The 23617-nt window shown below is 73.7% G+C and carries 20 protein-coding genes; 12 read left to right on the top strand and 8 right to left on the bottom strand.

What is annotated here, in order from left to right; genetic code table 11:
- Together IO40_RS0131800 and IO40_RS0131795 are read right to left on the bottom strand one after the other, a co-directional pair.
- On the bottom strand, positions 1-1273 hold a 1273-nt coding region (locus tag IO40_RS0131800; RefSeq protein ID WP_031176612.1), incomplete at its 3' end, for an acylneuraminate cytidylyltransferase.
- A gap of 149 nt (positions 1274-1422) precedes the next feature.
- Entirely contained in the window at positions 1423-2880 is a 1458-nt protein-coding gene (locus tag IO40_RS0131795) for a DUF6716 putative glycosyltransferase (protein ID WP_031176611.1), read from the bottom strand.
- A 310-nt stretch (positions 2881-3190) separates the two neighbouring features.
- On the opposite strand from IO40_RS0131795, the gene IO40_RS0131790 reads away from it, so the two are divergent.
- A complete protein-coding gene (locus tag IO40_RS0131790; RefSeq protein WP_016469350.1) occupies positions 3191-4336 on the top strand; it encodes a glycosyltransferase family 2 protein in 1146 nt (381 codons plus the stop codon).
- On the top strand, positions 4336-5676 hold the full coding sequence (locus IO40_RS0131785; RefSeq protein ID WP_031176610.1) for a polysialyltransferase family glycosyltransferase: 1341 nt from the start codon (positions 4336-4338) through the stop codon (positions 5674-5676). Before IO40_RS0131790 ends, IO40_RS0131785 begins: the two co-directional genes overlap by 1 nt.
- 112 nt (positions 5677-5788) lie before the next feature.
- Here IO40_RS0131785 and IO40_RS0131780 read toward each other — a convergent pair whose 3' ends face one another.
- A complete protein-coding gene (locus IO40_RS0131780) occupies positions 5789-6574 on the bottom strand; it encodes a TetR/AcrR family transcriptional regulator C-terminal domain-containing protein (RefSeq protein ID WP_106967482.1) in 786 nt (261 codons plus the stop codon).
- A gap of 23 nt (positions 6575-6597) precedes the next feature.
- On the opposite strand from IO40_RS0131780, the gene IO40_RS0131775 reads away from it, so the two are divergent.
- The 3 genes from IO40_RS0131775 to IO40_RS0131765 all read left to right on the top strand — a co-directional run bounded on the left by IO40_RS0131775 (position 6598) and on the right by IO40_RS0131765 (position 10154).
- On the top strand, positions 6598-8061 hold the full coding sequence (locus IO40_RS0131775; protein WP_031176608.1) for an FAD-dependent monooxygenase: 1464 nt from the start codon (positions 6598-6600) through the stop codon (positions 8059-8061).
- Between the two features lie 22 nt (positions 8062-8083).
- The gene (locus IO40_RS0131770; protein ID WP_016469346.1) at positions 8084-8836 is read left to right on the top strand and encodes a Clp protease N-terminal domain-containing protein; all 753 of its coding nucleotides are present in this window, start codon (positions 8084-8086) and stop codon (positions 8834-8836) included.
- A 424-nt stretch (positions 8837-9260) separates the two neighbouring features.
- Positions 9261-10154: a L,D-transpeptidase family protein gene (locus IO40_RS0131765; protein ID WP_016469345.1), complete on the top strand. Its 894-nt coding sequence runs from the start codon at positions 9261-9263 to the stop codon at positions 10152-10154.
- Between the two features lie 251 nt (positions 10155-10405).
- On the opposite strand, the gene IO40_RS35160 is transcribed toward IO40_RS0131765, so the two are convergent.
- The 3 genes from IO40_RS35160 to IO40_RS0131750 all read right to left on the bottom strand — a co-directional run bounded on the left by IO40_RS35160 (position 10406) and on the right by IO40_RS0131750 (position 14656).
- Positions 10406-11860, bottom strand: a complete 1455-nt coding sequence (locus tag IO40_RS35160) for a hypothetical protein (RefSeq protein ID WP_051719353.1) — start codon at positions 11858-11860, stop codon at positions 10406-10408.
- Positions 11860-12567 carry an RNA polymerase sigma factor gene (locus IO40_RS0131755; RefSeq protein WP_031032312.1) on the bottom strand — a complete coding sequence of 236 codons (708 nt, stop codon included), beginning with the start codon at positions 12565-12567 and terminating at the stop codon, positions 11860-11862. Before IO40_RS0131755 ends, IO40_RS35160 begins: the two co-directional genes overlap by 1 nt.
- A 448-nt stretch (positions 12568-13015) precedes the next feature.
- Positions 13016-14656 carry a beta-N-acetylhexosaminidase gene (locus tag IO40_RS0131750; protein WP_016469342.1) on the bottom strand — a complete coding sequence of 547 codons (1641 nt, stop codon included), beginning with the start codon at positions 14654-14656 and terminating at the stop codon, positions 13016-13018.
- Positions 14657-14825: 169 nt separating this feature from the next.
- Between IO40_RS0131750 and IO40_RS0131745 the strand changes: the two genes are divergently transcribed.
- The 5 genes from IO40_RS0131745 (at position 14826) to IO40_RS0131725 (ending at position 18990) form a co-directional block, all read left to right on the top strand.
- Positions 14826-15335 carry a 2-oxo-4-hydroxy-4-carboxy-5-ureidoimidazoline decarboxylase gene (locus tag IO40_RS0131745; RefSeq protein WP_041969044.1) on the top strand — a complete coding sequence of 170 codons (510 nt, stop codon included), beginning with the start codon at positions 14826-14828 and terminating at the stop codon, positions 15333-15335.
- Positions 15336-15525: 190 nt separating this feature from the next.
- Positions 15526-15906, top strand: coding sequence for a succinate dehydrogenase, cytochrome b556 subunit (gene sdhC, locus IO40_RS0131740; RefSeq protein ID WP_016469340.1), 381 nt, complete (start codon positions 15526-15528; stop codon positions 15904-15906).
- Positions 15907-15912: 6 nt separating this feature from the next.
- Positions 15913-16410 carry a succinate dehydrogenase hydrophobic membrane anchor subunit gene (locus tag IO40_RS0131735; RefSeq protein ID WP_016469339.1) on the top strand — a complete coding sequence of 166 codons (498 nt, stop codon included), beginning with the start codon at positions 15913-15915 and terminating at the stop codon, positions 16408-16410.
- 31 nt (positions 16411-16441) lie between these two features.
- On the top strand, positions 16442-18211 hold the full coding sequence (gene sdhA, locus IO40_RS0131730; RefSeq protein ID WP_016469338.1) for a succinate dehydrogenase flavoprotein subunit: 1770 nt from the start codon (positions 16442-16444) through the stop codon (positions 18209-18211).
- On the top strand, positions 18211-18990 hold the full coding sequence (locus tag IO40_RS0131725; RefSeq protein ID WP_016469337.1) for a succinate dehydrogenase iron-sulfur subunit: 780 nt from the start codon (positions 18211-18213) through the stop codon (positions 18988-18990). The genes sdhA and IO40_RS0131725 overlap by 1 nt, the downstream gene beginning before the upstream one ends.
- A 125-nt stretch (positions 18991-19115) precedes the next feature.
- On the opposite strand, the gene IO40_RS0131720 is transcribed toward IO40_RS0131725, so the two are convergent.
- Entirely contained in the window at positions 19116-20024 is a 909-nt protein-coding gene (locus IO40_RS0131720; RefSeq protein WP_031176606.1) for an alpha/beta hydrolase, read from the bottom strand.
- Positions 20021-20578, bottom strand: a complete 558-nt coding sequence (locus tag IO40_RS0131715) for a quercetin 2,3-dioxygenase (protein WP_016469335.1) — start codon at positions 20576-20578, stop codon at positions 20021-20023. The genes IO40_RS0131720 and IO40_RS0131715 overlap by 4 nt, the downstream gene beginning before the upstream one ends.
- A gap of 163 nt (positions 20579-20741) precedes the next feature.
- Between IO40_RS0131715 and IO40_RS0131710 the strand changes: the two genes are divergently transcribed.
- Together IO40_RS0131710 and IO40_RS0131705 are read left to right on the top strand one after the other, a co-directional pair.
- Entirely contained in the window at positions 20742-22076 is a 1335-nt protein-coding gene (locus IO40_RS0131710) for an MFS transporter (protein ID WP_031176605.1), read from the top strand.
- A 109-nt stretch (positions 22077-22185) separates the two neighbouring features.
- Complete coding sequence (locus IO40_RS0131705) at positions 22186-23454, top strand: acyl-CoA thioesterase/bile acid-CoA:amino acid N-acyltransferase family protein (RefSeq protein WP_016469333.1); 1269 nt, start codon at positions 22186-22188, stop codon at positions 23452-23454.
- Positions 23455-23617 lie beyond the last annotated feature (163 nt).

Raw genomic sequence — 23617 nt, 5'->3', positions numbered from 1 at the left:
CCCCCAGCCCAACCCCCAACTCCGCCCCCACCAGCCAGCCCGCGATCTCGCGGACGGCTCCGGCGCCGCCGGGCCGGGTGGTGACGGCGCGGGCCGCCGCGCGGACGATGTCGTGGGCGTCGGCGACGGCGACGGGCCAGCCCGCCAGCGCGAAGCACGGCAGGTCGTTGGCGTCGTTGCCCGCGTACAGGACCCTCTCGGGCGCGATGCCCCGCTCCTCGCACCACTGTTTGAGTGCGAGGTCCTTGCGGTCGATGCCGTGCAGCACCGGTACGCGCAGCTTCGCGGCGCGGGCGGCGACGACCGGGTTGGTCTCGGTGGACAGGATGAGGACCTCGACCCCGGCGCGGCGCAGCGCGGCGACGCCGAGGCCGTCCCCGCGGTGCACGGCGACGGTCTCCCTGCCGTCCGCGTCGATCCAGACGCGGTCGTCGGTCTGCGTCCCGTCGAAGTCGAGGACGACGGCGTCCACGTCCTCGCGGGTGGGCAGGTTGCCCGGCCCGTCGCGGCGTGCGTCGAGCAGGGGCGCCAGCGCGCGGGCGCGGTCGAGGTCGTGCGGCTCGTCGATCTCCAGGACGCGGGCCGGGTCGGTCCGTACGAGGGCGATCCGGCCGAAGAACCGGTGCCCGGCCTCGCGGAAGCCGATGGCGTCCATGGCGTAGGCGGCACCGGTCTCCAGCAGGTCCTCGGGCCGGTCCTGGCGGCGGAGCCGCACGGCGTGGTCGTGGTTGACGCCGTGCGCGCCGCCCACCTCCACAGGTCCGGCGCCGTTGCCGGGAGCCCCGCCGGGCAGCCGGGCGGCGCCCTCACCGCCGGGCGCCGCGCCGTCGCGCCACAGGAAGCCGTGGAAGGGGGCGACGGTCAGGGCGCTGTCGGCACCGTCGTCGACGACGGCGGCGGTGACGGCCTCCACGTCCTCCCGCACCAGGAAGGGGCTGGTGCACTGGACGAGCAGCACGGTGTGCAGCGGCAGGCCGTGCCGTTTCTCGTAGACGTCCATGGCGTGCAGTACGGCGGCTTCGCTGCTGGCCAGGTCCCCGGCGAGGTCGGCGGGGCGTTCGACGACCTCGGCACCGGCCGAGCGGGCTGCTTCGGCGATGGCGGGGTCGTCGGTGGTGACGACCACGTCGGTGACGTTCCGCGCGGCCAGGCATTCCCGGGCGGCGCGGGCGACGAGCGGGACGCCCGCCACGGGCGCGAGGTTCTTGGCGGCCACGCCCTTGGACCCGCCCCGGGCCGGTATCACCGCGAGGACGACGGGGGTTGGCGACATGCTGGCTCCAGAGGGAGACGGGTCGGTGGACGGGAAAGCGGACGAGACGGAGGCCGGGTCGGAGAAGGACGAGGGGGTCGCGGAAGGAGGCGGGGCGGAAGGCGAGGGAGCGGCCGGGGAAGCGGCGCGCGGGACGGGCGGTCGTCGGGTCACAGTTCTCCCGCCTTCCGGATCAGGGGGGCGACGCGCTGGACGCCGTGCCGGTAGGCGCCGCGTGCCGCCTCGCGGACGACGCGGCGCATCAGGCCGCGTCCGCGGCCGGTGTCCTGCACGGCGGTGCCGGGCAGCGGGGTGCCGTCGGGGGCCAGCCCGTAGCGGCGCAGGATGCCGGGCAGATAGCCGGGGGCGGTGCGCACGGTGTAGTACGGCATGAGCGGTGGCAGCCCGTCGGCCGCGGCGCGGGCGGCGAGCGCGGCGACGCGTTCCCGGGCCGCGGCGAAGCCGTCGTCGCCGCGTACTCCTTGCCGCAGCGCCCATTTCTCGTCCGCCTCGGGCAGGTGCCCGTCGTCGAGTTCGTCCCAGGAGGCGAGGCAGCCGGAGCCGGTGAAGTAGTGGTTGCCGAGGGCTTCGCGGACACCGAGGTCGGTGAGGACGGCGGTGGGCACCCCCCGGTGGAGGGATTCGAGCGCGGCGGTGGAGCTGACGGTCACCAGCAGTCCGCCGGTGCGGCGCACCCGGTCGAGGAGTTCGCCCATGTTGCCGTAGACGAGGCGGCAGTTGGCGGGGAGGCCGCCGTCGGGGCCGGTACCGCCGGGCAGTTTGCGGACGAGTTTCTGGTAGGGCTCTTCCTCGATGTGGGTGGTGTGTTCGCCGGGCTTGCTGCGCAGTTTGATCAGCACGTCCCGTTCGGGGTGCCGCAGGGCGTGGGCGGCGGCGCGGCGCAGCAGGTAGGCGCGGTCGGCGCGGGAGGCCGGTACGGAGGGCTGGACGGCGAAGACGACGGTGAACCGGCCGCTGTCCACATCCCCGGACGCACCCCCGGACGCGCTTACGGGAGCGGACCCGGTCGCCGGCCCGGAAACCGCCTCGGCGGACCCGGTGGCGGCCCCGGACGCCGACGCCGCCACCGGAGTGTCCCCTTCGGCCGGCGGGCCCGCGAGGAACGGGAGGGCGCAGGTGACAACTCCGCCCGGGTCGGCGCCCACTCCCTCGTAGACGGTGCGGAAGCGCTCGGCGTCGTACGGCGAGTTGGCGAGGACGACGTCGGCGCCGTGCCGCAGCAGCAGTCCGTCGGTGAGCTTCTCGTAGACGACGCCGACGTACCCGGTGACGATCACGGGCCGGCGGGCGGGGCCGGGGCCGGTGGCGGCCGGGCCGGTGCCGGTGACCGCGCGGCCGAGCCCGTGCAGCATGGCCTGGACGGCGCCGCCGACGGTGGCGAGGACGATCACGTCGTAGGCCCCCGGCTCGGTGGCGGCGGCCAGGAACTCGCCGGTGGTGACCTCGCGCAGGCTCTCCACGGTGACGCCGACCTCGGCGAGCTGGCGCGGGGTGGGGGTGGCCCGGCCGCGCAGCAGCAGCCCGTCGATGGTGGCGCGGGGCGCCAGCCGGCGGGCGGTCAGGGCTCCCCATTTCCACCGGGTGTCGGAATCCGCGAGGACGGCGATCCGCCGCACGGTGTGCGGCAGGTCCGCCGGCTCCGGGGCGTACGCGGCATCGGGCGTGTCCGTGTACGCCGGAAGCTGCGTATCCGGTGATTCCGCGGGGGGTAGGGTTTTTTGCAACGGCACGTCGCCGACGTTAGGAAGGGATTCCGCAAGGCGGCCCAACGTGAAGGCAACAGACGGTTAACAGCGAGCCGACGAATGACCAACGCGATCATTCCTCCGCGCCGTTCACCATCCCGCCACGCGGCGTTCACTCTCCCGCCCGCCGCAGGTCAAGACGGGGCGGGGCGGGGCGCCTACCGTCCGTCGGGTGGTCAAGCTCTCCGTCATCGTGCCGTTTTACAACGTTCAGTCATTCGCCGCGGAAACGCTGCGCAGTCTGCGGGCGAACGCGCACCGGGATTACGAGTTCATTCTGGTGGACGACGCCTCCCGCGACGGAACCGCGGAAATACTGGAACGCGCCGAGGAGGAACTCGGACAGGCCGCGCAGGTGATCCGGGTACGGCACGCCGCGAACAGCGGGCTGGCGACCGCCCGCAACACGGGGCTGGACAGGGCCAACGGCGAGTTCATCACCTTCCTGGACGGCGACGACTGGCTGGCGCCCGGCTACTACGACCAGTTGGTCGGCTGCATCGAGCGGCTGGGCTGCGACTTCGTACGGACCGACCACGTGCGCTGCACCGGCCGCTCCCGCACGCTGGTGCGGGTGCCGCACGGCAGGCGCGGGGTGGTGGACGATCCGCGCGGCGCGATCCTGCCGGCGGAGCGCACCACGTCGGTGGACTACGCCTACGCGTGGGCGGGGATCTACCACCGCCGGCTGCTGGACGAGGGGCTGCTGCACTTCACCGACGGGCTGCGCACCGCGGAGGACCGGCCGTGGATCTGGCGGCTGCACCGGGAGGCGGACTCGTTCGCCACCGTGGGCCTGCTGGGCGTCTTCTACCGGCGTGGGGTGGCCTCGTCGCTGACGCAGATCGGGGACGTACGGCAGCTGGACTTCATCCGCGCGTTCGACCAGGTGGTCGAGGAGACGGCGCGGGACCGGGACGCGGAGGCGCTGCTGCCGAAGGCGGTCCGCACCTACTGCGCGATCATCTCGCACCATCTGACCAGCGACCGGTTCGAGCCGCAGGTGGCCCGCAAGCTGCGGTCGATGAGCGCGGCGGCCCTCAGGCGGCTGCCGCCGCGGCTGCTGACCGAGGCGCTGGACTCGATGGACACCGAGCGGGCCGGCCGGCTGCGGCGGCTGCGGCGCCGCCCGGTGCGCCAGGCGCCACCGCCCCCCGGCGGCCCGGCGGCACACGGGCCGGCACCCACAGAGGTGACCGGCCGGGACAGCGGCACCGGCAGCACCAGCAGTGGCGGCAGTGACGGCCAGGACAGCCGGCCCGGCCAGGACAACAAGACCGGCCGCGACGGCCGCGACGGTGCGGAGGTGGCCGCCTGATGCGCACCCAACTGTTCTTCGCCTCCACCCTCTACGGCGCCGCGACCCTGGCCGCCGCGCTCGACGCGGGCTGCTTCGGCCCCGCCGACCAGCGGCTGCTGCTCGTCAGCAACAACGCCGCCGTCCCCGAGACGACGCCCGCGCTCGACGCCATGCCGGGCTTCGCACGACTGCGCGGCCGGTTCGACCGGGTGCTGTCGTGGAACGAGACGATCCGCCCCTTCCACCCGGGCGGCTGGTCGCCGCGCGGGGACGACGCCCCGCTGTGGGAACGCTTCCTGCGCGATCTGTGGCACCTGGGCGACGGCCCCGAGGACGAGGTGTCCCTCGTGCTGGAGTCGATCCAGGTGGACCCGGCGCTGGCGGTGGCCCGGCTCTTCCCGGACGCGCCCATCGACGTGTACGCGGACGGGCTGATGAGCTACGGCCCCACCCGCAACAAGCTGGACCCGCTGGTGGGCGGGCGGGTGCGCCGGCTCCTCCACCCGGATCTGGTGCCCGGGCTGGCGCCGCTGCTGCTGACGGAGTTCGGGGTGCCGGCCCAGGTCGTACCCGGTGACGCCTTCCGTGCCGTGCTGGCCGAACTGGCGCGGGACCTGCCGCCGTCGGCGGACGGGGTGCCCGAGGGCGGGGCGCTGCTGCTGGGGCAGTATCTGTCGGCGCTGGACATCCTCACCGACGACGAGGAGGAGGCGCTGCACCTGCGGATGCTGCGCAGGGCTGCTGCCCGGGGCCACCGGGAGGTCGTCTTCAAGCCCCATCCGGTGGCGCCGGCCCGGTTCGCGCGCGCCCTGGAGAAGGAGGCGGGCGAGCTGGGCGTCACGCTGACGGTGCTGTCCGAGCCGGTGCTGGCGGAGGCGCTGTACGAGAGGGTGCGCCCGGCGCTGGTGGTGGGCTGCTTCTCGACGGCGCTGCTGACGGCGGCCCGGCTGTACGGCCTGCCGGTGGCGCGGGTGGGCACCGGACTGCTGCTGGAGCGGGTGACCCCGTACGAGAACAGCAACCGCGTCCCGGTCACGCTGGTGGACGCGCTGGTGCCGGAACTGGACGGCGATCAGGAGGACTTCACGCCGCTGTCGGGGCCGGAGCTGACGGGGCTGGTGCGGGCGGTCGGCTTCTGCATGCAGCCGCAGGTCCTTCCCGGGCTGCGCCAGGAGGCCGAACGTTATCTGGCCGCGCATCTGTCGCCCGCCACCCGCCGCTACTTCAAACGGCGCCGGCTGACGGCGCTGGCGCTGCCGGGCGCGGTGCCGCGGCAGTTCGCGTTCGTGCCGCGGAGTCCGGCGGTGCGCCGGGTGGCCCGCCGGGCGCGGGCCCTCAAGCGCGCGGCGCTGGGCTGAGAACCAGGAGAGCCCGGAGGGCCCGGAGGAGGGGCCCGGAGGACGGACCTGGAGGACGGACCCGGAGGACCCGCCTCCGCCCCTCCCGCCCCGTACGGCCGGGAGGGACGGGTCAGGTCCGCAGCACGGTGACGCGGATGCCCTCGATCACGGTGTGGAGGCCCTCTTCGAAGCGGGTGTCGTAGTCGGCGAACAGGTCGGCGCTCACCTGGGCGGCCAGGGGGTGCTCGGCCATGCGGGCGGCGCGGTCGGCGGGGTCGTAGCCGGGGGCGCGTTCGCCGGGGAGCGGCTGGACGGCCTGTTCCTCGATGACGAAGCCGATGGTGTAGCTGTACGCGGTGGCCCAGGCGCGGGCGGCGGCGCCAGGGCTGAAGCCGGCGTCGGTCATCACCCGCAGGGCGCGTTCCTGGGCGGCTCCGTGCTCGGTGGTGGTCAGTCGGGTGCCGCTGTAGACCTTGGCGCCGTCGCGGTAGCGCAGCAGGGCGCGGCGCAGGTGCCGCATGCTCTCGCCGATCAGCGTGTCCCAGGCGACCGGCCCGTTCCCGGACCTGTGCACGGTCTCGTCCGCGATCTCGTCCGCGAGGGTGAGCAGGTCGCGGGTCATGACGGTGGCCATCTCGTCCAGGAGGGCCTGCTTGCTGTCGAAGTGCCAGTAGAGGGCGGGTGCCTGGACGTTCAGTTCCTTGGCGATGCGGCGGAGGCTGAGCCCTTCCAGTCCGGTCTCGTTGAGCAGCCGCAGTCCGGTCTCGGCGACCAGGGTGCGGTCCAGCCGCGGGGAGGCCGGTTTCTTCTTGGCGGGGCGCTCCGCAGGGCGCTGCGCGGGGCGCTTGGCAGGGTCGGTCGGGCTCACCCTTGACAGTTTAACGGCGTTAAGCCCATGCTTCCGCCGTGGCTTCATTTAACGCTGTTAAGGACCCGTCCGTGACCGAGGTGCTCATCGTCGGCGCCGGCCCCACCGGACTCACCCTCGCCTGTGACCTGCGCCGACGCGGTATCGGCGTACGGGTGGCCGAGCGCGGCCCGGCCCTCTTCCCCGGCTCACGCGGCAAGGGAATCCAGCCCCGCACCCTGGAGGTCCTCGACGACCTGGGGCTCGCCGACGCCGCCCTGGCGGCGGGCGGCCCCTACCCCCCGATGCTGGTGCGGCGCCCCGGACAGCCGCCCGCCGAGCACGACCTGGTCGAACGCGCCGCGCCCGGGGCCGGCACCCCCTACCCGCAGCCGCTGATGCTCCCCCAGTGGCGCACCCAGCTGCTGCTGCACGAGCGGCTGCGGGCACTGGGCGGCGAGGTGAAGTTCGAGACGGCGCTCACCGGACTGGAGCAGGACGCGGCCGGCGTCACCGCGCGCCTGTCGACCGGGCGCACGGTGCGGGCCGCGTACGTCGTGGCCTGCGACGGCGGACGCAGCACCGTACGGGGCGCGCTCGGCATCGCCATGCACGGCGAGACCGTGGATCCCGAGCCGTTCGTGGTCGCGGACGTACGGATCGCCGGGCTGGAGCGCACGCACTGGCACGTCTGGTCCGATGAGGAACACGGCATGCTCGCGCTGTGCCCGCTGGCCGGCACCGACGCCTTCCAGCTGGTCGCCCGGCCCGCGACGCTGGAGGGCGCAGAGGGCACGGAAGGCGGCGACGACTCCGTGCGGCAGGCCCTGGGCGCACTGCTGGCAGCCCGTACGGATCTGGAGGCCGGCCGACTCGAAGAGGTGCTGTACTCCTCGCAGTTCCGGGTCAACGCGGCGATGGCCGAACGGTTCCGCGAGGGGCGGGTCTTCCTCGCGGGCGACGCCGCCCACATCCACTCCCCGGCAGGCGGCCAGGGCCTCAACACGGGGGTGCAGGACGCCTACAACCTGGGCTGGAAGCTCGGCCTGGTACTGCGCGGGCAGGCGGCCGAGGGGCTGCTGGACAGCTACGAGGCCGAGCGCGCCCCGCTGGCCGCCGGGGTGCTGGGCCTCTCCACCCGGCTGCACGGCGGTGCGGCCCGCCGGGGCCCGGAGACCCACCAGCTGGAGCTGGGCTATCCGGACAGTCCGCTGACGCGGCGTCCGGCCGGCCCGGCGCCGGGTGGCGCCGCACCGGGCGACCGCGCCCCGGACGCGCACCTGCCCGATCATGCTCCGGGCCGCGTCTTCGAGTTGCTGCGGGGCCCGCACGCCACGCTGCTGGCGGTGGGCGGCGCGACCCCGCCCGCGGACCTCCCGTCGTACGTGCGCACCCACGCGATCCCTCCGGCGGACGCGTATGCGGCGGGCGGGCTCTATCTGATCCGTCCCGACGGCTATGTGGCACTGGCCACCGGGGAGGCGGAGGAGGTCCGCGCCTACCTCGCCGGCCTCTCCCGCGACGGAGGTTGTCAACCCAGGGTTGACGCTGCTTGAGCTGTCAACCTAGGGTTGCCACATGGCGAAAACCCCTGTGACCATGACGCAGCCCGTCCGTCTCGACGACCTCATCGACGCCATCAAGAAGGTCCACACCGACGCCCTCGACCAGTTGACCGGCGCGGTGGTCGCCGCCGACCACCTCGGGGAGCTCGCGGACCATCTGATCGGCCACTTCGTGGACCAGGCCCGGCGCTCCGGCGCCTCCTGGACGGAGATCGGCCGCAGCATGGGCGTCACCCGTCAGGCAGCCCAGAAGCGGTTCGTCGCCAAGGACCCCGGCGCCCCCTCGGAACTGGACGCCGGGGAGGGGTTCAGCCGCTTCACCACGTCGGCCCGAAACGCCGTCATGGCCTCGCAGAACGAGGCCCACGCCGCAGGCAACGCCGAGATCGGCCCCGTCCATCTGGTGCTCGGCCTGCTGGCCGGCCCCGAAACGGTCGGTGTGCGGGCCCTCACCGCGCAGGGCGTGACCCCGGAGGCGGTCCGCGAGGCGGCCACCGCGGTGCTGCCCCCGGCGGCCGACGAGGTGCCCGCGCTCGTGCCCTACGACGCGGGCGGCAAGAAGGCGCTGGAACTCACCTTCCGTGAGGCCCTGCGCCTGGGCCACGACCACGTCGGCACCGGACATCTTCTGCTGGCCCTCCTGGAGTACGAGTCGCTCCAGGAGGCGCCCGGCCTCCTCGGGGGCCTCGGCGTCACCAAGGAGGCGTCGGAGCAGTACGTCGCGGCGGCCCCGGCCGAGACCGCCGAAGACGCTCAGCAGGACTGACCGGGCGGCGCCCGGCCCGCACGGGGGACGGGCCGGGCACCCTCAGACGCCCGGCGGCCACCGTTCCCACCCTCGCCGCCCGGCCTCAACCGGGCGGCGAGAAAGACCACCAGTGGTCCGCTGCCGACGGAGCCCAGCAGTTGACGCCCACGGGCGGATCCCCGGGGCCGACGAGTGCGGCGGAAATGTCTGCGGCGGGCCGGCCCGTTCCACGGCCAGGCGTGCGGACAGTGCGGGATGCGACGCCGCATCAGTGTCCTCTCCCACACCTTCCCCGAAGCCCTCTTTCACGCCGCACGTCAAGGGCGTTGGAGGGGGCCGGTGGCCGCCGGGCCCCGGCATCACCCGCCCCGTTCAGGTTCGCGAGGGCGGCGCGCTGGGCAGTGATGTCCCGTACGTCCGTCGAACCTCCGGGGGGATGGGGATGCGCAGGAGGGGAAGAACGGCCCGCCGCGGACTCGTCGCCGCGACGGCCGTGGTGCTGACGGCGGGAGCCGTCGCGGGCTGCGAGGCCAAGGAGACGGGGGCCGGCGGGCCGCTCATCAAGATCTCCCAGGCGCCGCAGAAGGCACCGGCCGCGCCGCCGTCGAAGCCGTCGGCGCCGCCCACGCACAGCGCCCCGCCCGCTGAGCCGGCCCCGCCGCGGGTGGAACAGCAGCCGAAGCCCGCCCGCCCGGCCGCCCGCACGGTGGTGCGGATGGCGCCCGGCTCGCGCGGCGACCACGTACGCGATCTCCAGGCCAGGCTGCGGCAGTTGGGGCTCTTCGGGCGGAACCCGACAGGCTATTACGGCTCGGTGACCGCGGGTTCGGTCACCGCCTTCCAGAAGAAGCACGGCCTCGCCCCCACGGGCAAGGTCACCGATCCGGTGCTCACCGCGCTGCGCGCCCGCACCCGGCAGCCGACCCGCATGGAGCTGTATCCGCCCACCAGCCGGCCGCCGGCCGCGCCCGATCCGCGCTGCACCACCGGGCGGGCGCTGTGCATCAGCAAGAGCAGCCGGACTGCGGTGTGGATGGTGGACGGGAAGATACGCCAGGCCATGGACGTGCGGTTCGGGTCGGCGTACACCCCGACCCGTGAGGGCCGCTTCAAGGTGAACTTCAAGAGCCGCCACCACCATTCGACGCTGTACGACACGCCGATGCCGTACGCGATGTTCTTCAGCCGCGGTCAGGCCGTGCACTACTCCGCGGACTTCGCGGCCCGCGGCTACGCGGGCGCCTCGCACGGCTGCGTCAACGTCCGCGACAAGGCGACGATCGCCAAGGTGTTCGCCGAGATCCGGCCGGGCGACAAGGTGATCGTCTACAAGTGACATGTGCCCGGCGGCAGGTGCCGCCGCCGGCGCCGGGGGCACCGTCCGCGAGGCGGCCCCCGGGCCCCGGCCGGGAGAGGGGCCGGGGACCGAAGTGAAGGGGCGCGGGCGGGACCGGGGGAACGTGTCCCGCCCGCGCCGTCGCGCGAACCCGGAGGTACGGGGGGAACCTCGGGCTTAACCGCGCCGCCGATGACCAGTCGGCTCACTCTCTACAGCGCTGGGTGCCGCGAAAGTGTCACACCTGTTGTTCACTGTCCTGATGTGGCGCCCGTCACGGCGCCCTCGCCGCCGCTCGCGGCGCCCTCGTCCGGGTCGTCGGGGACGGAGGGCGCGCCGCCGGTGCCGCCCGTACCGTCGGAGCCGCCGGTGTCCCCGCCCGAGTCGTCACCGGGTACGGGAGGGTGGCCGCCTCCGCCTCCGGAGGAGCCGTCGGAACCGCCGTTGCCGTGGCCGGGGCCGCCCGGGGCGCCGCCTTGGCCCCCGCCGTTCCCGCCGGGGTGGTGGCCGTTGCCGTCCGAGGGGCCGTAGCGGGCGCAGAACGCGCGGACGACGGCCCGGCCGCCGGCCGCGCGTTCCAGCTTCCTGCGGTCGTCGGCCTCCAGCTTGCCGTCGGCGTACGCCTTGCACAGGGCGGCGGCGACGGCCTGCTTGTCGACGGCTTTGCCCTTGCCCGGGCTCCGGCCGGCGTGCCCGTCCTTGCGGCCGTCCTTGTGGTCCTTGCCCGGCCGGCCCTCACCGCCGGCCAGGTCCGTCCCGCGCTCGGAGTCGTCGTCGCGGCTGCCGTCGCCGCTCTCCCGGTCGTCGTGGGGCTCGCGGGTGCGGTCGCGTCCGCCGTCGGGGCCCTCGGCGCCGGTCTCCTCCTCGCCGGTCCCGGGCCCGTGGCCGTGCTTGTGGCCGTGCGGCGTGGCGGCCGGGGAGACGGTGGCGGCGGGCGTGTCCTTCCCGGTGAAGGGGGTGGGCAGCACGCCGGTGCCGGCCGCGACCGCGACGCCGCCGAGCGCGCAGCCGGCCAGCGCGACGGCGAATCCGGCGCGCAGCGGCCTGCCGGTCAGCAGGGAGCGGGTGCGGCTGCGGCTCTCGTCGCCCGTACCGCCCTGCGTGGCGGTGCGGGTGCGGGCCGTTCGGCCGCCGGCGCGCTCGTCGGCGCGGGCGGCGGCCGGGGGGCCGTCCGCCGGGGTGGTGTCAGCCAGTCCGGCGGGGCCGGAGGGCGCGGTGGCCGCGCGGGCGGCGCGGAACGCGGCCACGGCGGCGGACTCGCCGGGCAGTTCGGCGGGCGTGCCGCCGGCAGGGGCGGGCGGGGCGGTGTGGGCGGCGGCCAGTTCGTCGAGGGCGGCGGCGAGCCGGGCGGCCGTGGCGCGGCCTTCGGCGCGGAACCTCCTGTCGGAGAGCAGGGCGAACCGCCCGCCGGCTCTTCGTCCTGCGGGCCGGGCGCCGTCCGGTGACCTTCCCGGGCCGCGCCGCCCGGCGCCTGCGTCGTCGCGGGGCACACCGCCGGGGCGCTCCCGGCCGGGCTGCGTGCCCGGGGCGCCGCTCCCGTCGTGCCCTCTCCCGGTGGCGGCGCGTGCCGCCGCGTGCGCTTCCGCTTCGGTGCCGGGTCCGTCGTGCGGCCCGGTGACGCCGCCGTCGTGTGCGTCGACCGGCAGGCCCCGCAGCAACCGCTCCGCGATCTCCTCGTCCAGCCAGCTGTACCGGTCGTCCGCCATCACGTTTCCCTCAGCGTTCGTGTGGCTTTATGCGTCACACCCCGCGCCATGCCGCGTGCCCTGCCCTTGCCCGTGCCGCCGCCCGGCAGGGGCCTTGGGCCGCGCCCGCCGGTGCTGCCGTCGGCGGTTCCGCTCGGCTCGCCGGTGGGCGTCCCGTTCCGCTCCTCCAGCAGCTCCGCCAGTTTGCGCAGCCCCCGGTGCGCCGCCGTGCGGACGGCGCCGGAGCGTTTGCCGAGCACCTGTGCGGTGCTCTTGGCGTCCAGTCCGACGACCACGCGGAGCACCACGGCTTCGGCCTGGTCGCGCGGGAGTTGGGATATGAGCGCCATCGTGCTGCTGGTGCCGAGCGCTTCCAGCGCCTCGTCGGCGGTGTCCGCGCCGGCGGGCAGGCCGGCCAGTTCGCTCTCGTCGGCGCCGACGGCGGGGCGCCGGCCGCGCATGCGCAGGTGGTCGAGGGCGCGGTTGCGGGCGATACGGGCGGCCCAGCCGCGGAAGCGGTCGGCGTCCCCGGTGAAGCGGGGCAGGTCACGGGCGATCTGGAGCCAGGCCTCGGAGGCGACGTCCTCGGCGTCGGCGTCCTGCACGAGGGTGCGGACGTAGCCGAGCAGGCGTGGGTGCACGGCGCGGTAGACGGTACGGAAGGCGGCCTCGTCCCCCTCCTGTGCCGCGCGCACCGCAGCGGTCAGCTGCGCGTCGTCCCCCTGCACGCTCGTACTCGCCCCACTTTGCGGAAGGTCTCTGTGCCGTGCGCCGCCGCCGGCCGCGGTCGCGGTCGGGCCGCCGAAGGGTCCGCGGGCCGGCCGCCGGGGCCGGTCGTCCTCGGCGCGGCGCGATGAGCACGCTAAGGCCAAGTGTGCACGCTCGTCCATGCCGGAGGCAGGGGCGGGGGCGGGGGTGCGCGGTGTGTGAGGAGGCGGTCGCCGGGCGTCAGCGTGCCGTGGTCGCGGGCCCGGCCGCAGGTGCCGGGAAACGCCGGTGACATGACGGCGTAACACATTGCGGGGCACCGACGCTGAGCAGAGTACGGGCGAGCCGCTGGCGTAGTGAGCCCGTGTCCGACGACGACCGGGGTCTCTCCTGTGGGGGGTGGCGACCCCGGTCGTCTTCGTCTTCGCGGGCGGTGTTCCGCCGGCCGCCGCGGCCGGCGGCGCCGGGTCAGCGGCCGGACGGCTCCACGCGGTCCACCAGTTCGACGAAGGCGTCCCACGTGCGCTTGGGCTTGCGCGGGTCCCACAGCTTCTGTGCGGTGGCGGCGAGCGGCAGCCGGATGCCGCGGGCGACCTGTTCGGTGGTCTGCGCGTGGGAGAGGTCGCCCCACACGGCGAACCGGCCGCCCAGGATGTGCTCGGGCCCGGCCCACTTGTCGGGGACCGGCCGGGTGCCGCGCACGACGGCGGGGGTCCAGTCCTCGTAGATGCGCTTGCCCGTGGGGTAGGTGAAGTTGTTGGGCTGGCCGAGGACGTAGTACAGGTACTCGTCGTTCAGGTTGACGACCTGCCAGCCCTCCCGCAGGTACTCGGCGGGGTCCCGCTGGCCCATCTCGCGGCCGGTCCAGTAGGCCACCTGGCGGGGCCTGGAGGGTTTGACGACGCCACCGCGGTGCATGCCGTCGTTCCACACCTGCGGGGTCTTGCCGTGCTTGCGCAGGGTCGCCGCACGGTCGTTGAGCCAGTCGGTGGCCAGGTCCTGGATCCTGGCGTCCTTGCCGAACTTCTCCCGCGCCTTCTTGGCGAGGCCCGGGTAGGTCTGCTCGGGGTTCTCGGCCATCAGGGCCTGGTACTCGTCTCCGCCGGCGTGCGCGTACTTGCCGGGGAACAGGTCGGCGAACTCCCCCAGCAGATCGTCGACGATCTTGGCCGCCTTGGGGTTGGCGATGTCCACCGCGCCGCGCGGCGTCTGTCCGCCGGCGCCCTTGAGCTGGAGGTCGGGGTGGGCCTTGAGCACGGCGCCGAGGTGGCCGGGCGAGTCGATCTCGGGGATGACGGTGATGTGCCGGGAGGCGGCCAGCTCGACGATCTCCCGTACCTGCCGCTTGGTCAGGTGCGGGTCGGAGACGATCTCGGGGTGGGTCTCGCTCTGGACGCGGAACGCCTGGTCGTCGGAGAGGTGCAGCTGGAGCTGGTTGAGCTTCAGCTCGCCCATCTCGCGGATGCGGGCCTTGATCCAGTCGGCGCTGAAGTTCTTCCGGGCGATGTCGAGGGAGAAGCCGCGCTGGGAGCGGTCGGGGGTGTCGCGGACGGTGCCCTCGGCGAACCGGCCCTGGGCGCGGTGGGTCTGGAGCAGGGTGCGGGTGCCGTAGAAGACGCCGGCGTCACCGCCGCCGGTGATGGTGATGCGGCCGTCCCGGCTGACGAGTTCGTAACTCTCCCGACCCTTGGTGTGCTTCTTGCCCTTTTTGAGTTCGATGTCCCAGGTGTGCGCGGGACCGGCGGCCGTCTTCACGCCGAGTTCGTCCGCGAGCAGCTTCGCCTCGTCCTTGAGGGAGGCGGTGTCGGTGACCACCCTGGTGTCCTTGGTGCGCTTCCACCCCGGTCCGCGCACCGCGTGCCAGGACCGTACGGAGGGCACGGCGACGGGGGACGGCCCGACCCGGTCCGGGCCCGTGGGCGGTGGTGGCTGGGAACCGTCGCCGGAGGCGGACGAGCGGGAACCGCGTCCCGTCTCCCCGCCGTCGTCCCCGTCACCGTTCCCGCCGCAGCCGGTCAGTGCGACCAGCCCGACGGCGAGCACGAGGGCCAGCGTCGCGCCGGGGGCGCCGGTCGCCCGTCCGGACTTCTTCGAGCAGTTTTGTCCCATGCGAGTACGGTATTTCCCTTTCGGACTGTCCCCCGTCAGCTATGCGCTTCCTCGTGTTCCCTTACGGGTGAAAAATACGGACGAGCTGACGGGCACATCCCACCCGTCGCTAGCGTGGCCACTCCGGGCCGCCCGCACCGGGATGATCTTCTCTTACTCCACGGAGCGCATGACCCACCCCACGCTGTCGCAGCCGCAGACACGGTCCCCGCTGGACCAGCTCAACACGGCGACCGCCGCCACCGCCGTGCGCCTCCTCCTGTGCTGCTGCGCCAGCCGCCGCTGGGCGGAGCGCATAGCCCGGCACCGCCCCTACCCCGACGTCGAGGCGCTGCTGGCGGCGGCCGACGAGGCCAGCTACGACCTGACGACGGCCGACCTGCGCGAGGCCCTGGCCGGGGAACCCGACGCGCACCCCACCGGGGACGAGCCCCCGGTCGGCGCCCTGGCCGCCCACACCGCGCTGCGCGCCGCCCACGGCGCCTACGAGCGCAAATTCGGACACGCCTTCCTCTGCTGCCTGGACGGACTCGCCGCGGAGGAACGCCTGGATCACGTCCTGGCGGGGATTCGGACACGATTGGACAACGACGTGGACGAGGAGTGGGCGGTCACCGCCGAGGAACTGCGCCGCCTCGCCCGCGGCCGGCTGGGCCGGCTGGCCACCCGCGGCAGCTGAGACAAGGGAGTGGCGGGCCTCACACCCGGATAGCCCGTCCGTGCCTGATTGATCACACCTGCACACCCCTGGGCGAACGTGCCGACACCCCGTCGCTACGATGACCGAGGCCGGTGGACCGTACCCGGCCGGGCCCGCCCGACACCTCGAAGCCGGCAGGCCCCAATGTCCGCTCCCGGAGGGTTTTTCCGTGCCGGCTGGAACGCTGTACCGCGGCCGGGAAGGAATGTGGTCCTGGGTGGCTCACCGAGTCACCGGCGTCCTCATCTTCTTCTTCCTGTTCGTGCACGTCCTCGACACCGCGCTCGTGCGTGTCTCACCCGAGGCGTACGACGACACCGTCGCCATTTACAAGACGCCCCTCGTCAACCTGATGGAGTACGGCCTGGTGGCCGCCATCCTCTTCCACGCGCTCAACGGCCTGCGGGTCATCGCGGTGGACTTCTGGTCGAAGGGTGCGAGGTACCAGAAGCAGATGCTGTGGACCGTGATGGGCGTGTGGATCGTCCTCATGGCCGGTGCCTTCTACCCGGTGCTGCAGCACACGCTGCGCGAGCTGTTCGGGAGCTGATGCGTGATGTCGACGACCGAGACGACCGAATCGAAGACCACCGACGAACCCGGCGGCCCCGCCGACAGCGTCGCGCTGTACGACGTGGACCACCCGGCTCCCGTCATCGAGCCGCCGCGCAAGCGGACCGCGAAGACGCCGAAGGCGTCCCGCGGCAACTTCGAGATGCAGACCTGGCTGTTCATGCGGCTGTCGGGCATCGTGCTGGTGGTCCTCGTCCTGGGCCACCTGCTGATCCAGCTGGTGCTGGACGGCGGCGTGAGCAAGATCGGGTTCGCCTTCGTGGCGGGCCGCTGGGCCTCGCCGTTCTGGCAGGTGTGGGACCTGCTGATGCTCTGGCTGGCCATGCTGCACGGCGCCAACGGGCTGCGCACGGTGATCAACGACTACGCCGAGCGCGACAACACCCGCTTCTGGCTCAAGATGCTGCTGTACGCGGCCACCGTCTTCACCGTCCTGCTGGGCACGCTGGTGATCTTCACCTTCGACCCGAACATCCGCTGACGCACCGGGGACGAAGGCTGAGGTTTTCCCGATGAGCAACCACAACGTCAAGATCCACAAGTACGACACCGTCATCGTCGGCGCGGGCGGCGCCGGCATGCGCGCGGCCATCGAGGCCACCAAGCGCAGCCGCACCGCGGTGCTGACCAAGCTCTACCCGACCCGCTCCCACACCGGTGCGGCCCAGGGCGGCATGGCCGCGGCCCTCGCGAACGTCGAGGAGGACAACTGGGAGTGGCACACCTTCGACACGATCAAGGGCGGTGACTACCTGGTCGACCAGGACGCCGCCGAGATCCTGGCGAAGGAGGCCATCGACTCCGTCCTCGACCTGGAGAAGATGGGTCTGCCCTTCAACCGCACCCCGCAGGGCAAGATCGACCAGCGGCGGTTCGGCGGGCACTCCCGCAACCACGGCGAGGCCCCGGTGCGCCGCTCCTGCTACGCGGCCGACCGCACCGGTCACATGATCCTCCAGACGCTGTACCAGAACTGCGTCAAGGAGGGCGTGGAGTTCTTCAACGAGTTCTACGTCCTGGATCTGCTGCTCAACGAGGACGAGGGCGTCAAGAAGACCGCCGGCGTCGTCGCCTACGAGCTGGCCACCGGTGACGTGCACGTCTTCCAGGCGAAGGCCGTCGTCTTCGCCTCCGGCGGCAACGGCAAGTTCTTCAAGGTCACCTCCAACGCGCACACCCTCACCGGTGACGGCCAGGCCGCCGCCTTCCGGCGCGGGCTGCCGCTGGAGGACATGGAGTTCTTCCAGTTCCACCCGACCGGCATCTGGAAGATGGGCATCCTGCTCACCGAGGGTGCCCGTGGTGAGGGCGGCATCCTGCGCAACAAGGACGGCGAGCGCTTCATGGAGAAGTACGCGCCCGTCATGAAGGACCTCGCCTCCCGCGACGTCGTCTCCCGCGCGATCTACACCGAGATCCGCGAGGGCCGCGGCTGCGGGCCCGAGGGCGACCACGTCTACCTCGACCTCACCCACCTGCCGCCGGAGCAGCTGGACGCCAAGCTGCCGGACATCACCGAGTTCGCCCGCACCTACCTGGGCATCGAGCCGTACACCGACCCGGTGCCGATCCAGCCGACCGCGCACTACGCGATGGGCGGCATCCCCACCAACGTGCAGGGCGAGGTCCTCCAGGACAACACCACCCCGGTGCCCGGCCTGTACGCGGCCGGCGAGGTGGCCTGCGTGTCCGTGCACGGCGCCAACCGGCTGGGCACCAACTCGCTGCTGGACATCAACGTCTTCGGCCGGCGGGCCGGCATCGCCGCCGCCGAGTACGCGGCCACCGCCGACTACGTCGAGCTGCCCGAGGACCCGGCCCGCTTCGTCCTCGACGAGATCGAGAACCTGCGGGACGCCACCGGCAACGAGCGTGTCGTCGAGATCCGCAAGGCGCTCCAGGAGTGCATGGACAAGAACGTCATGGTCTTCCGCACGGAGCAGACGCTGAAGGAGGCCGTCGAGGAGATCGGCGCCCTGCGCAAGCGGTACCGCGACATCAGCGTCCAGGACAAGGGCAAGCGGTTCAACACCGACCTGCTGGAGGCCATCGAGCTGGGCAACCTGCTCGACCTGGCCGAGGTCACGGCCGTCTCCGCGCTCGCCCGCAAGGAGTCCCGCGGCGGTCACTACCGCGAGGACTACCCCAACCGCGACGACGTCAACTTCATGCGGCACACCATGGCGTACCGCGAGGTGGGCGACGACGGCACCGAGTCGATCCGGCTGGACTACAAGCCGGTCGTCCAGACCCGCTACCAGCCGATGGAGCGTAAGTACTGATGAGCACCGCAACGCTGGAAAAGAACGACTCCGGCTCTCCCTCCGGCGCCGCCGACAGCGGTGCCGCGCACCTGATCACCGTCACCTTCCGGATCCGCCGGTTCAACCCGGAGGTCTCCGACGAGGCGCGGTGGCAGGACTTCACGCTGGAGATCGACCCCAAGGAGCGCGTCCTCGACGCGCTGCACCAGATCAAGTGGGAGCTGGACGGCACGCTGACCTTCCGCCGCTCCTGCGCGCACGGCATCTGCGGGTCGGACGCCATGCGGATCAACGGCCGCAACCGGCTGGCCTGCAAGACGCTGATCAAGGACATCGGCCCCGAGAAGCCGATCACCGTCGAGCCGATAAAGGGGCTCACGGTCCTCAAGGACCTGGTGGTCGACATGGAGCCGTTCTTCCAGGCCTACCGTGACGTGATGCCGTTCCTGGTCACCACCGGGAACGAGCCGACCCGTGAGCGCCTCCAGTCCCCCGAGGACCGGGAGCGGTTCGACGACACCACCAAGTGCATCCTGTGCGCGGCGTGCACGTCGTCCTGCCCCGTCTTCTGGAACGACGGCCAGTACTTCGGGCCCGCCGCGATCGTCAATGCGCACCGGTTCATCTTCGACTCGCGTGACGAGGCCGGTGAGCAGCGGCTGGAGATCCTCAACGACAAGGACGGCGTGTGGCGCTGCCGCACCACGTTCAACTGCACGGACGCCTGCCCGCGCGGTATCGAGGTGACCAAGGCCATCCAGGAGGTCAAGCGGGCGCTGATCACCCGCCGCTTCTGAGCCGCACGGCCCCGGCCCCGCGCGGGCCGGGAGCCGACGGCCTCGCCCCGCCCCCGCGCCCCTCACCGGGCGCGGGGGCGGGGCTTTTCCGTCTTCGGCGGCGGGAAGCGGGTGGCGGCGGACCGTCAGCGGGTGCCGTTGTCGCCGGCGGCCCGGCTCCGGCTCAGGACGAAGTCCAAGGAGGCGGCGAAGACCGCGGCGACCGCGGCCTCGGGCGCGCCGTACCAGCCATGGTCGGCGTCGGGCACCAGCCGCAGTTCGGCCGGTGCGCCGGCGGCCCGCAGCGCGGCGGCGAGCTCCTCGCTGTGGCTGGGCGGCACCATGGTGTCCTCCGCGCCGTGGCACAGGAGGAACGGCGGCGCGGCACCATGCGCCTGCGCCAGAGGGCTCGCGGCGCGGGCCTGCTCGGGGACGGCGGCGGGGGCCGCACCGAGCAGCAGGGCCTCGGGTGTGTCGGGGTTGCCCGGGTCGAAGCCGCCGCGGGGTGTGGCCAGGTCGCTGGGGCCGTACCAGACGACGGCGCCGGCCAGGGCGGGCCGGGGCCGGGTGAGGGCGAGCAGTGCGGCGAGGTGTCCGCCCGCGGACTCGCCCCAGGCAACGGTGCGGTGGGGGTCGGTCCCCAGTTCGCCGGAGCGTAGGTGCAGCCACCGCAGTGCGGCCTGCGCGTCCTGGAGCGGCGCGGGGAAGCGGGCCTCGCCGCTGAGCCGGTAGTCGGCACTGGCGACGGCGCATCCCGCGGCGGCGATCCGGGCGAAGGGCGCCGGGTCCCAGTCGCGGGTGCGCATGCCCATGTCGTCGCGGCGTCCGCGCCGCCAGGCACCGCCGTGCAGGAAGAGCACCAGGGGTGCGTCCGTCGTGCCGTCGGCGGGCAGCCACAGGTCGCATTCGAGGGGCCGGCCGCCCTCGGGTACGTGGTAGGGCACGCCGCGCAGCAGGCGGACGCCGTCGGCGAGGCGCGCGGCGGGCGGCAGCGGGGCTGTGTCGGGGTGCGGGGCCTGGATGCGCCGCAGCAGGTCGGGGTGGGGCGGCGTCACCGGGTCCTCCACTGGTGGTCGGGCAGGAAGCGCACGTCGTACTGATGGGGCACGGTAGCGAACGCCTCCGGGGCGGGTACGACCGGCTCGGGCGGCAGGCCGTGCCGGTCGGTGGGCGCGCCGAGGGTTTCGAAGAACCTCTCGAAGGTGCCGCCCGGGCCGGCGGCGACGCCGACGACCTGGCTGTGGTGGCGCTCGATGCGGTAGGCGTGGGGGCAGTTCCTGGGGACGAAGCCGAAGTCGCCGGAGGTGAGCAGACGTTCCTGCTGGTTGCCCTCGGTGTCCTCGACGAACAGCCGGACGGCGCCGTGGGTGACGTAGAAGACCTCGTAGGTGTCCGGGTGGACATGGGCGGGGATGAGGTCGCCGCGGGGGCCTTCGACGGTGAAGAAGTTGAAGGTGTTCTCGGTCTGTTCCCCGCCCGCGTAGACGGTGACGAGGTCACCGAAGAGGTGGGCGCGGTCGCCCTCGCCCTTCTCGATGACGTACGGCTTGCCGGGTTCCGCGGGGATGCGGGAGGAGGCGCGGTAGCGGGTGGCGTACTCGATGGTCATTCGTGCTCCTGTGGGGGGGGCGGGCTGTCGGTCTCGTGGCGGGTCACGTCGCCGCGGGGCTTCGTGCGCGCCTCGGCACCCGAAGCATGTCAGGCTGCCTGACACGAGTACGCTACCGGCGATACCGCCACCCCCGCCCACCCCTCCCCCGTACCGTGCGGACATGCCGTCCACGCCGCCCGCCGACGCCCGCCCGCTGCGCTCCCGCGACTTCCGGCTGCTGTTCACCGGCCGGACCCTCTCCCTGATCGGTGACGCCGTCATCCCGCCCGCCCTCGCCCTCGCCGTCCTGCGGGCCACCGGCTCCACCTCCGCACTGGCCCTCGTACTGGGCTGCGCCATGCTGCCCCGGCTGGTGCTGCTCCCCGTCGGCGGAGTGCTCGCCGACCGGTTCCGGGCCCGCACCGTCGCCCTGGGCACCGACCTCGTCAGATGCGCCTCCCAGCTGATGGCCGGGCTGCAACTGCTGGGCGGCGACCCGTCGTTGACGGTGATCGCGGTGGCGGAGGCCATCGGCGGCGCCGCCTCCGCGTTCGCGATGCCCTGCCAGTACCCGCTGGTGGCCGGCACCGTGAAACCGGAAGGAAGGCAGCGCGCCAACGCCCTGATGGCGACCGCCGAGAGCGCCGGCCGGCTCGGCGGCCCCGCCCTGGCCGGAGTGCTCGTCCTGACGGCCGGACCCGGCTGGGCCTTCCTGCTGGACGCGGCCACCTTCGCGGTGAGCGCCGGGCTGCTGGCCGCCCTGCGGGTCGCCCACGTACCGCTGCCGAAACGCTCCTTCCGCGCCGATCTGGCCGAAGGCTGGCGCGAAGTGATCGGTCGCGACTGGTACTGGCCCAGCCTCCTGGCCCACGCCGTCTCCAACCTGTGCCTCGGCGTACTGCTCGTCCTCGGCCCGGCCGTGGCCGTCGGCCGGCTCGGCGGCGAAGGCATCTGGGTCGCCACCGTGCAGACCGGTGCGGTGGGCCTGCTGGCCGGCAACGCCCTCGCCGCACGCCACCACCCCCGCCGCCCCGTGCTGACGGCCAACCTGCTCGGCGTACTTTTCGCCCTGCCACTGGCCGCCTTCGCGCTCCCCGCCCCCGCCCCCGTCGCCGTCCTCTGCTACGGCGTGGCCACCGCCGGCCTCGGCTACCTCAACCCCGTCTGGCAGACCACCGTGCAAAACGCCGTCCCGCCCACCGCACTGGCCCGGGTCACCTCCTACGACTGGCTGCTGTCCCTGGGCGCCATGCCCCTGGGCTACGCCCTCGCCCCCTGGGCCGCCGGCCACTGGGGCGCGGGCGTACCGCTCGCGGCGGCGGCCGTGCTCACCGGGGCGGGCGCGGCCACCGCGGCGGTGCCCGGCGTACGGAACTTCACCGCGCGCAAGCCGGCCGGGCAGCAGGACGACACCGCACCCGGCCGCCCGGCCGGCGCCGAGACCTCCCGCACCCACGACGACGGGGACGAGGGCGCCCCCGACGGAGGCAGCGCACCGCTGGGCTCCCCCGGCTGACCGTCGCCGAACCGGGACTCCGCAGCGTCGGCGGCGCCGGGCTCCCCTGTCGGCCGTTCCCACCGGGCCCGGTGGCCGGGGCGCTGGGCGGGTGCGTATCGTGCGGCCGATGGGACGGATGCGGATCACCGGAACAGTGACGGCAGCACTCGCCCTCGCACTCACCGCGGCGGGCTGCGGCAGCGGAGGCGACAGCACGGCGGGACGGCCCGCGAAGCCCACCGGCGTGCACGGGGTGCGGTTCCACGCCACCGCGCCCACAGCCCGCGCGGACGACCCCGTGGCCGTACGCCTCACCGGGCTCGCGCCCCGCACCCGCGTCGCGGTCCGCGCGCAGGCCACCGACCGGCACGGGACGCACTGGGCCGCCACCGTCCGGCGCACCGCCGACCGCCGCGGCACCCTCGACCTGGGCACCGGCGGCACCGCACGGCTGCTGGAGGACATGCTGCCCACCGGCGGGCGCAGCGCCGAGCTGATCGGCAGCGGCAAGACGTTCTCGTACCACCCCGGCCCGCCCGGCACCCAGCGCTCCTACCGGGTGCGGCTGACCGCCACCGCGCTGTCGGGCCGCGACAAGGGCGAGCGTGTCGCCCGCCGCGATCTGGTCCGCCAGTGGCTGACCGAAGGCACCACGCACCGCGGGCTGACCGTTTCCCGGGACGGGATCGACGGGGATCTGTACCTGCCGCGCAAGGGCGGCGGACGCAAGGCACCCGTCCTCGTCTTCGGCGGCTCGGAGGGCGGCAACGCGGGCACCTACACGGCGGCGCTGCTCGCCTCGCACGGCCATCCGGCCATGTCTGTGTGCTACTTCCGCTGCGGCAAGGGCTCGGGCCGGCCGAACGCCATCGACCGGATCGACCTGGACTACTTCACCCGCGCCGGGAAACTGCTGCGCAAGCAGCCGGGCGCCGACGCGGACCGGCTCGCCGTGATGGGCAACTCCCGCGGCAGCGAGGCCGCGCAACTGCTGGGGCAGCGGCACCCCGACGTCTTCCACGACGTGATCGCCTACGCGCCCTCCGCGAACGTCAACGGCCCCTACCCCAGCGGCACCACGGCCTGGACCGACCACGGCGAACCCGTGCCCACCGGCCCCCTCCCCCTCGACCGGGTACGCGGCACCGTGCTCGCCGTCGCCGGCGGCAACGACAAGATGTGGGGCTCGGCCGACTCGGCGGACCGCATGGCCCGGCAGGGCGCGCGCAAGCTCCTCTACCCCGAGGCCGGCCACCACGTGAACTGGTTCCCCCTCGCCCAGCCCGGCCAGGAGGGCGGCGCGAACGGCGCCGTCGCCCGGACCGCCCACGCCGACCAGCGGGCCCGCGCCGACTCCTGGCCGAAGGTGCTCGCCCTGCTGTCCGGCGACCGCTGAGGCGGCGCCCCGCAGCCCCACTTGAGCGGCCCCCGTCCCTTCAGGAAGAGGGACGGGGGCCGTCGTTCGCGGGGCCTCACCTCGGTGCGGCCCGGCGCGTCACAGCTGAGGCGGTGCCGCGCCTCAGAGCTTGGTGATGGTGAGGGTCCACGAGCCGTCCGCG

The organism is Streptomyces albus subsp. albus (genome assembly GCF_000725885.1).
Taxonomy (GTDB): domain Bacteria; phylum Actinomycetota; class Actinomycetes; order Streptomycetales; family Streptomycetaceae; genus Streptomyces; species Streptomyces albus.
The sequence above is the reverse complement of the archived record's forward strand: the minus strand, read 5'-3'. Positions and strand labels throughout refer to the sequence as shown.